This is a genomic window from Rahnella perminowiae (genome assembly GCF_019049755.1).
In the GTDB taxonomy this organism is placed as follows: domain Bacteria; phylum Pseudomonadota; class Gammaproteobacteria; order Enterobacterales; family Enterobacteriaceae; genus Rahnella; species Rahnella perminowiae.
Genome location: NZ_JAFMOS010000337.1, coordinates 1 through 5,312 on the forward strand (window position 1 = coordinate 1; position 5,312 = coordinate 5,312).

Annotated in this window: 6 protein-coding genes and 1 pseudogene; 3 read left to right on the forward strand and 4 right to left on the reverse strand. The window is 49.5% G+C overall.

Features of this window, described 5'->3' with window-relative positions:
- Positions 1-32: 32 nt before the first annotated feature.
- The 3 genes from bamE to nadK form a co-directional block, all read right to left on the reverse strand.
- Positions 33-377: an outer membrane protein assembly factor BamE gene (bamE, locus tag J1785_RS03620; protein ID WP_037040188.1), complete on the reverse strand. Its 345-nt coding sequence runs from the start codon at positions 375-377 to the stop codon at positions 33-35.
- 112 nt (positions 378-489) lie between these two features.
- The gene (gene recN / locus J1785_RS03625; RefSeq protein ID WP_217218837.1) at positions 490-2,151 is read right to left on the reverse strand and encodes a DNA repair protein RecN; all 1,662 of its coding nucleotides are present in this window, start codon (positions 2,149-2,151) and stop codon (positions 490-492) included.
- A 96-nt stretch (positions 2,152-2,247) separates the two neighbouring features.
- Positions 2,248-3,126, reverse strand: coding sequence for an NAD(+) kinase (gene nadK, locus J1785_RS03630; protein ID WP_129952912.1), 879 nt, complete (start codon positions 3,124-3,126; stop codon positions 2,248-2,250).
- A 137-nt stretch (positions 3,127-3,263) separates the two neighbouring features.
- On the opposite strand from nadK, the gene grpE reads away from it, so the two are divergent.
- Positions 3,264-3,851 carry a nucleotide exchange factor GrpE gene (gene grpE, locus J1785_RS03635; RefSeq protein ID WP_129952911.1) on the forward strand — a complete coding sequence of 196 codons (588 nt, stop codon included), beginning with the start codon at positions 3,264-3,266 and terminating at the stop codon, positions 3,849-3,851.
- A 56-nt stretch (positions 3,852-3,907) separates the two neighbouring features.
- On the opposite strand, the gene ung is transcribed toward grpE, so the two are convergent.
- Entirely contained in the window at positions 3,908-4,588 is a 681-nt protein-coding gene (gene ung, locus J1785_RS03640; protein ID WP_217218838.1) for a uracil-DNA glycosylase, read from the reverse strand.
- Here ung and J1785_RS03645 point away from each other — a divergent pair.
- Both J1785_RS03645 and grcA read left to right on the forward strand, forming a co-directional pair.
- Positions 4,581-4,808: a hypothetical protein gene (locus J1785_RS03645; RefSeq protein WP_217218839.1), complete on the forward strand. Its 228-nt coding sequence runs from the start codon at positions 4,581-4,583 to the stop codon at positions 4,806-4,808. The two genes, ung and J1785_RS03645, sit on opposite strands and share 8 nt — an antisense overlap.
- 118 nt (positions 4,809-4,926) lie before the next feature.
- A pseudogene (gene grcA, locus J1785_RS03650) lies at positions 4,927-5,310 on the forward strand (autonomous glycyl radical cofactor GrcA).
- Positions 5,311-5,312 lie beyond the last annotated feature (2 nt).

The window sequence follows — 5,312 nt, forward strand, 5'->3', positions numbered from 1 at the left end:
GCGGTAACCAGAGACCATCACACCGGGGCGATTTATTTTTGATCGCTCAACTTCGGTTTGTTGTCGATGTTGGTCAGCGTATCAGACTCGTTGAAGGTCAGCGTTAATGTCTGCTGAGTGACACCTTCATGGCCTGGTTCCTGACGGAACACGTAATACCAAACATTACTGCCAAACGGGTCATGCAACATCGGCGTGCCGAGAACATAAGCAACTTGTTGTTTAGTCATACCGGTATGAATTTTTTGAACATCAGCAGGAGAGAGGTAGTTCCCCTGATTGATGTCAGGCCGATAAACCACCTTTTCCAGAGTGGAACAGCCCGCAGTAAGCATTACAAGAGCTACAGCGGCGGCAGTTAGCGTTTTACAGCGCATAGTCATTACATTCCTTTAGGGCATAAGATGCCGATGATAATAGACCTTTCATCAGTTTGAAACCTTTGCGGAGCACCTGTATGACCGCTGAACTGTAAAAAAGTTGAGCTTTTTACGCTGCGAGTAACTCTTTTGCGTTGGCCAGCGTGTTTCGGGTTACTTCACTTCCGCCCAGCAGACGTGCCAGTTCCTGCAAACGCGCCTTCTTATCAAGGCGATTCATTTGGGTTTCAGTCACTTCACCGTCTGTTTCTTTGCTGACAAAATAATGCTGATGGCCACAACCTGCAACCTGCGGTAAGTGAGTGACGCACATCACTTGCGTTGATTCGCCTAACTGACGCAACAGACGACCGACGATCGCAGCCGTCGGGCCGCTGATACCAACATCTACTTCATCAAAGATCAGCGCCGGCGTTTCCATTTTCTGCGCCGTGATCACCTGAATAGCCAGCGCAATACGCGACAATTCGCCACCGGAGGCTACTTTTGCGAGAGCCTGAAGCGGCTGCCCCGGGTTGGTGGTGACCTGGAACTCGAGGCGATCTGCCCCTTCCATATTTAAATGTTCGGGTTCGAACTGAACCTGAATCTTAAATTTACCGTGTGGCATGGAGAGCGCCTGCATACTTTGCGTAATCAGATGCGTGAGCTCATCGGCAAAATACTGCCGTTTTTCATGCAGCTGCTCAGCAATAGCCACGGCTTGTTGATAATGGTGCTGTACGGCTTCACTCAGTTCAGCCTGATTGGTTTCCTGATCATCAAGCGCCTGCTGCTCCTCGAGCAACTGACGATGTAGTTCAGGGAGTTCTTCAGCACTGACATGGTGTTTACGGGCCAGATTCATCTGGCGGGACAGGCGCTGCTCCAGCTCGAATAAACGGTTTGGATCCATATCCAGACGTTCGCTGTAATGACGTAATTCATCACTGGCCTCACTGACCTGAATAGACGCGTCGTCAAGCATGATGATCAGCTCATTCATTTTGCTGTCGAGCTCAGCCAGTTCAGCCAACTGATGACGGGCGCTGTAGAGCAGACTGACAATATTCTGTTCTTCACCGTCTGCCAGCAAATAAAGCGCATTTTGGCTCAGGGAAAGCAGTTGTCCGCTGTTAGCCAGGCGTTTGTATTCTTCATCAATTTGCTCATATTCCCCTGCCTGGGGAGCAAATTCATTCAGCTCTTTCAACTGGTATTGCAACAACTGACGGCGCGATTCTCGCTCAGTCATCTGTTGCTGATATTGTGCCAACTGACGGCAGCTCTGATGCCAGTTTTGGTAAGCCTTGCGCATTTCTGATAGCAGTAAGGGCTGATCGGAATAAGCGTCGAGTAAATCTTTCTGATGCTCAGGTTTGAGCAGAAGCTGATGAGCGTGTTGTCCGTGAATTTGGATCAAATGCTGACCCAGTTCACGTAGCTGTGACAGGGGGACGGGCGTGCCATTGATAAAGCCGCGCGAACGGCCATCGCTGCTGATAGTCCGGCGTAAGAGACAATCCAGCCCTTCATCAAGCTGATTTTCAGTCAGCCAGTGTTTCGCCGAAGGAGTATCCGCTAAGGTGAATCGCGCACAGATATCCGCACGGCTGGCACCGAGGCGCACCATACTGCCATCCGCACGATTGCCCAGACACAACCCGAGCGCGTCGATAGCAATGGACTTACCGGCACCCGTTTCACCGGTGATTGCTGTCATACCAGCATGAAAATCGATTTCTAATTCGCGGACAATGGCAAAGTTACTGATAGTTAATTGCGCCAGCATGATCACCTTCCTGTACATAACAACAGACCTGTAATTACATACAGTATAAACTGGTTTTATATACAGTAAAGAGGCTGGCGAATTATTTTTATCCGATCAGAAAAGTTTTTTCGACCACCCAAGTTTTGTACTTAATGTATTGAAATAACTGTAGTCTTTAGGATGGATCAGATTCAGGTGAAACTCGCTGCGGCGGATAATCACTTCTTCACCCGGCTGTATCGGCAGGGCGATCTGGCTGTCACAGCTGATTTCAAGGTCATTGCTCATGTGCGAAAACCGCAGGCAAATGGTGCTGCTGCTGTTGATGACCAGCGGGCGCGCCGAGAGCGTATGCGGGAACATCGGCACCAGCGCGATCGCTTCCAAAGTGGGGGTCAGGATCGGACCGCCCCCTGAGAGCGAATAAGCGGTAGAACCGGTTGGTGTGGAAATGATCAGGCCATCAGAGCGCTGGGAAAAAGCGAATTTGTCGTCAATATAAACTTCAAATTCAATCATATGCGCCACTTTCCCCGGATGGAGGACCACTTCATTGATGGCGGTGCTTACGCGACATTGCTGATCTTTGCAGCGCACCATCGCTTCCAGCAGAAAGCGTTGCTCGCTGATGTATTCGCCCTGCAGCACGTCATCGAGTTGTTGCAAAGCGTTATCCGGATCCAGATCGGTCAGAAAACCGAGATTTCCCCGGTTGATGCCAATGACTTTTATGTCATAGCGGGCCAGCACGCGAGCCGCACCCAGCATATTACCGTCACCGCCGACGACCACGGCTAAATCTGCCAGTTTACCGATCTCAGCCAGGCTCCCCGTCTGTGCGCCTTCCAAGGCTAAATCTTGCGCCACCTGACGTTCGACGATCACCTGATAACCTTTTGAGATTAACCAGTGGTAAAGCATTTCATGGGTGGCAAGTGCGGAAGGATGGCGGGGGTGTCCGACAATCCCAATGCACTCAAATTTTTTATTCATCGCTGTGGTTATCCTCAGCAGGGTGTGATGACTCCTGCATTATGACCGGTTTCATTAAAAACCAAACCTTGAAACCCCGGTTTTGATCCCCATAATAAGCCAACTAGCAAGATTAATGCTAAAACGCGGAGAGATTCATGAGTAGTAAAGAACATAAGACACCTGACGAGCAAGTCTCTGAAGAACTGAAGCAGGAACAAGAGCTGCATACGGAAGCGGAAACTCAGGCGGCAGATGTCGTTGACCCCCGCGATGAACGTATTGCTGAATTGGAAGCGCAGCTGAAAGAACTTCAGCAGCGTGAGCGTGACAGCCTGCTGCGGGCGAAAGCGGAGGTGGAAAATATCCGCCGTCGTACCGAGATGGATATTGAGAAAGCGCATAAGTTCGCGCTGGAGAAATTCTCCGGCGAACTGTTACCGGTAATCGATAATCTGGAACGTGCGCTGGATCTGGCTGATAAATCGAATGCAGAACTGGCGGGTCTGATTGAAGGCGTCGAGCTGACCCTGAAATCCCTGCTGGATGCTGTCCGCAAGTTCGGTATGGAAGTAGTGGCAGATATCCATGTGCCATTCAATCCTGAACTGCACCAGGCGATGACCATGATGGAATCCGAAGAGCTGGAACCTAATCACGTAATGATGGTGATGCAGAAGGGTTACACGCTGAACGGCCGTCTGTTGCGTCCGGCCATGGTGGCGGTTTCTAAAGCCAAAGCCTGATTCTGTTTCACGCAGACTGAGATAATGAAAGAGGCACCTTTGCGGGTGCCTCTTTTTTATTCCGGTAATCTCGGCACCCAGTCAATGGGTGCCAGCCCCTGGGCCACCAGTAAGGCATTGGCCTGCGAGAAATGTTTACATCCCAGAAAACCCCGGTGTGCAGAAAGCGGAGAAGGGTGGGGTGCCTTCAAAATATGATGGCGGTTGCGGTCAATAATATTGCCTTTTTTCTGCGCATGAGAGCCCCAGAGCAAGAAGACGACCCCTTCACGGTTTTCATTGAGCGCGGCAATCACCTTGTCAGTGAATGTTTCCCAGCCCAGTTTGGCATGTGAATGTGCTTTACCTTCTTCTACAGTCAGCACGGTATTGAGCAACAAGACGCCCTGATCTGCCCAGCTCTGCAAATAGCCATGAGAAGGCCGTTCGAAGCCGGGAATATCGGTCATCAGTTCTTTATAGATATTCACTAAAGAAGGGGGAGCGGGAATGCCCGGGCGAACGGAAAACGATAAACCATGCGCCTGATTAGGGCCGTGGTAAGGATCCTGACCCAAAATAACGATTTTAACGTCTGCCAGTTCGGTAGAACGGAAGGCATTAAACACATCCTGTTGTGGCGGATAAATGGTTTTACCTGCCGCGCGTTCGGCAGCGACAAACTTCAGCGTATCAACGAAGTAGGGTTGTTCTTTTTCCTGACCGAGTACGTCATGCCAGGTGAGAGTAGTGGACATTAACGCCCTCCTTGTGAAGGTAATTTTAACTGACTGTAGCTTACCTGCTCATCCTGATGAGTTAAACCCGTGCGCGCTTTTGCTGCTATTTATGTGCAGCTTAACGTTCTATGCACATTTTTTTGATAATTTACAAAATAATTTAATCTGGCATCTTGGAAAAATTGATATAAAACATAAATATGCTGTGGGTGAGAAATACCCACAAGGAAAAGATTGATATTTATCAAAGAACACGGGGGTGCTCTGCTGTTATATCTGATAACAGGAAAACAGGTTGTCGTTCAAACCTTACGCCAATCAATTAACAGTATCGTAGCCAACAACGGAGGCAACATATGATCACCGGGATCCAAATTACTAAAAGCAACAATGAAGCGCTGAAAAACTCTTTCTGGCTGCTCGATGATGAAAAAGCGCAAGCACGCTGCGTTTGTGCAAAAGCGGGTTTTGCGGAAGATCAGATCGTCGCTGTCAGCGATCTTGGCCAGTTTGAATACCGTGAAGTGCCGATGGAAATCCAACCGACTGTGCGCGTGGAATGAGGTCAGCACCTGACTGTTAACGTACTGCGCCGTGAAACGCTGGAAGATGCGGTTAAGCATCCGGAAAAATATCCGCAACTGACTATTCGTGTGTCTGGTTATGCGGTGCGTTTTAACTCACTGACTGCTGAGCAGCAGCGTGACGTGATTACCCGTACTTTCACTGAAAGCCTGTAATC